Source organism: Acidobacteriota bacterium (genome assembly GCA_022562055.1).
Lineage (GTDB): Bacteria > Actinomycetota > Acidimicrobiia > Spongiisociales > UBA5794 > BMS3BBIN02.
On sequence record JADFQA010000072.1, the window covers coordinates 1 to 3,640 of the forward strand.

Below are 3,640 nucleotides of genomic sequence, written 5' to 3' on the forward strand. Positions count from 1 at the left end.
CCTAGGGACCTGTGGAAAGGCATTGATCACCGAAAGGCATGTCTCGCATGCACCGTAGGAACCATCGTGGACATGAGAAGCAAACGCCCACCGCATATCCCCAGGGCCACCGTACATCTCGAGCGTCGTCACATCGACACCAAGCACAGCCCAATCCACCCCAGCGGCGAAAAACCCATCGAACGGGATAGATCTAAAGTTGTTGAGCGGATCGATTAGCTCGAACACGGTGTCTTGCCCGGGAACCATCTGGGTGCTCAATATCAGGGACCCGCCCTGCCAGGTATCTCCTGGAAATGCAGGGATAGCCTCCCAACCCGGCGTCCCCTCGAACCCGATCGGAATGTCGATCTGGATGAATAGATCCTCGAAGTCGGCGGCGTCGATACCGGACGGCTCCTCGCGGCCCATGAAAAACAATGCCATCGGCGAGTCCACGAGCCCATCTCGACTGACCTCGAACGAATCGGACATTTCTCGCAGCACCCCAATTGTGTCCCCAAAACCGACCGCGCCAGGGTCGAACAGCCCCGCACCAACAACGTCTGGTTGCGCAAAGGGAACAGTGTCAGGGCCGAGAGTCGGCAAGCCACGGACATCGTCGGCGTATCGGTAGGAGTTTCCCGGAGGGACAAGTTGCAGAAGTTCGGCGATGTCAACTGGAGAGTTCGCCGCCAGATCGGTCATGTTGATCACATCGACTGGCACCGATGCACCACTCGTTTGGGCCGCAGCCATCCCAGCGATGCCGAGAAGAATCACGGCCACCGCCGCGCTGAATTGTTTCACCCGCTACGTCCTTCTATCAGGTCCGCACAATGTAGCGGTCGCGGTTGTCGCACGGCGGCTTTCCAAAGCGGTTACCACCTACTCCCCGGTTTCCTCTCGCAGCCGGACGGGGGATCCCTGATCGGGGTACTTGCCAGGCACACCGTCGTAGAACGCTCGGAACTTATCCATATCGTGGGTGACATCGCCAGTGAGGTGTATTTCGGCACCGACCGTGGCAACCTTTGTCGCGTAGTTCACCGACACTGGGACTACTGGGACACCGGTCGCCGAGGCAATGTGGTAGAAACCGCTCCGCCAATGATCGGCTGCCTTCCGGGTGCCTTTGGGAGCGACGACCAGTGCAATTTCTTCCAAATCCGCAAACGCCGCGACCATTTGCTCAACCATGCCCTGCCCAGAATCACGCCGAATTGGGATTATGTATTTGCCCATCAGCCATCCGAACGGCGGTTTCACCAGCGTGTGCTTACCGATAGCCATTGCAGGCATCTTGAATACGCGGATGACGGCTAGGAACAGTAAGAAATCCCAGTTGGATGTGTGGGGCGCACCGAGTGCGACGTACTTTCTCGAGGTGGGAGGTTCACCAACGAAGGACCAACCGAGCATTCTCATCACCAGCCAGCACGCTGTTTTCATCGGCACATGCTGCGCAGCACCGCGTTGCCTGTCAAGCGCGCCAATAACTAGCGTAGGTCGCAACGAATTGGCGCTCGGCTAGAACAACTCGGCGTCGGCGATGACTTCTACCGTCGACGGACCATCGAACGCCATCGCTCGACCAAGAGCGCCAACAAGGTCGTCGGCCCGCTCAACGCGAATTCCCAAACCGCCACATGACGTGACGTAGTCCGCAATGTTGGGGTTAGTGAGCGAGGTCTGCCACACCGGCCAGGCGCCAGCGCGTTGCTCCTTGGAGATTTTACCAAGCTGAGCGTTGTTGAGAAGGAGATGGGTGATGTTCATTCCGTACTTGACCGCGGTGTTCACCTCCCACGCATACTGCCCGAACCCGCCGTCGCCGGTAATCGCAAAGACGGGCCTGTCTGCGAACTTGAGCCAATGTTCGTCGTTGGAGAACCGGTGGGCGCGGGTGGCTGCCCAGGCTCCAATTGCAGCGGGATAGCCAAAGCCAATGGACCCCAGGTAGCCGCTCATCAACACCGCTTGGCTACCCGAGCTCTCGAAATAGCGCCCAAAGCTGTACGTGTTATTACCAACATCGACCGCGAGGATGGCATTCGTCGGGGCTAGTTTGGTAAGCACGTCAAAGACGACCGCAGAGTTGATACCGCTACCGAAGTCGTCGGCAATACGGCTGGTCTTCTCCGTGCGCCACAACGACCACCGCCTGGCAACCTGATCGGTGTGGTCGATGGACGAGTGCACGCTCCTGACTCGTTCCAGAAGGAGACCCGCCGTCACGCCAATCTCCCCCCAGACCGCCATGTCGATGCTGTGTGTTTTACCAAGGTGCATGCGATCGAGGTCAACTTGAATAGTTGGCTTCTTAGGTGAAATCCCGGTGTGATTGCTGAAGCTGGCTCCAAACACCAGTAGCAAGTCGCTTTCGTTCATGAACCAGCTTGCGACCGGAGTTCCGGATCGGCCAAGCACACCAGCGCCAAGAACGTGACCGCCAGCTTGCGAGTCTGGGCCAGCAACGCCTTCGCAACCCATGTCGCCGATGAGGCCTTTCGCTTTAAAGGTCGTGACAACCGGACAACGCAGCTCCTCGGCAAGGGTAATCACCGAATCCATCGCAAAGCGGGCGCCGTGCCCGACGATGATGAGTGGCCGTTTTGCCGCTGCGAGCGCGGTGACCGCGGTGTCGAGCGCTTCCGCTGATGGGGCGATGGACTGAGCGGCGACTCTACCCTCGGGTCCACCAGCCTTTTGGTCGACGCCAGCAGGAAGCGTTTGGACATCGTCGGGGAATATGAGATGCGCCACATCCTGGTTGATTGTCGCGCTCTTGAGCGCGAGATTCATTAGCTCGGCGTGGTCCGAGCCCGGGAGAGCAAGGTGGCTGAAACCGGCCACCGCAGAAAATGCCTTGGTGAGGGGAAGCTCTTGAAAGGCACCTGGCCCGAACACCTGTTGTCTCACTTGCCCGGTTAGAGCCAGCAGCGGGGAGCGGTCAACCTTTGCATCCCAGCAACCGGTGAGGAGGTTTGTGGCGCCCGGCCCGGCGATTGCAAAACAGGCGGCCGGCCGACCCGTAAGCTTTCCAAACGCACTTGCAGCGAACGCCGCCGCACCCTCGTGACGGATGCCGATGTACTCGAGGTTGCCCTGCTCCTCCTGTATGCGCAGGGCATCGGCAAGGCCGAGGTTGCTGTGCCCCACCATGCCGAATACGTGCGTCACTCCCCAATTCACCATCGTCTCGGCCATGACATCGGTTATGGTGCGAACGTGCTCGGGGTCGGGTCCGAGTGCGACAAAGATATCGTCCCCACGGACTTCCACCGGAAATGTTGCAACACCATCACCGAAACTGCCCGGTGATAATCCGGTGGTCGGGTCAAAGTCCCAGCCATGCCACGGGCAGCGCAAGAAGCAGTCTCCGGCCTCGTTACACTCAATCGAACCCTCCCCCAAGGGACCTCCCTGATGCGGACAACTGTTGTCGAGAGCGTAAAACTCGCCAGCGAAGTGGGTGAGGGCGAACTGATGCGTTGTCTCTTCCACAGTCACGGACACAGTCTTAACGCGTCCCTCTGGTAGATCACTGACGCTTGCGATTCTGTGCCACGTGACCGACGCCGCGGTGTTGTTCGCTGTCGACTCGTCGTTCATCGCGGACTCCTTCCCTATAGAACCTCCACCACTTGGGCAGGTGGTG

3 protein-coding genes are annotated in these 3,640 nt (G+C 59.2%); all 3 read right to left on the minus strand.

The genetic code is table 11. The annotated features are described in order from the left end of the window. Positions 1 to 789: hypothetical protein (locus IIC71_15020; protein ID MCH7670492.1), on the minus strand; the 789-nt coding region annotated here is incomplete at its 3' end. Between the two features lie 78 nt (positions 790 to 867). Next, positions 868 to 1,431: an acyltransferase gene (locus IIC71_15025; GenBank protein ID MCH7670493.1), complete on the minus strand. Its 564-nt coding sequence runs from the start codon at positions 1,429 to 1,431 to the stop codon at positions 868 to 870. 78 nt (positions 1,432 to 1,509) lie between these two features. After that, entirely contained in the window at positions 1,510 to 3,594 is a 2,085-nt protein-coding gene (locus IIC71_15030; protein MCH7670494.1) for a Rieske 2Fe-2S domain-containing protein, read from the minus strand. Between the last annotated feature and the right edge of the window lie 46 nt (positions 3,595 to 3,640).

Bases quoted from the DNA above. Each gene is read 5' to 3' on its own strand.
- IIC71_15025 (MCH7670493.1), bottom strand. From the start codon at position 1,431: ATGAAAACAGCGTGCTGGCTGGTGATGAGAATGCTCGGTTGGTCCTTC.
- IIC71_15030 (MCH7670494.1), bottom strand. From the start codon at position 3,594: ATGAACGACGAGTCGACAGCGAACAACACCGCGGCGTCGGTCACGTGG.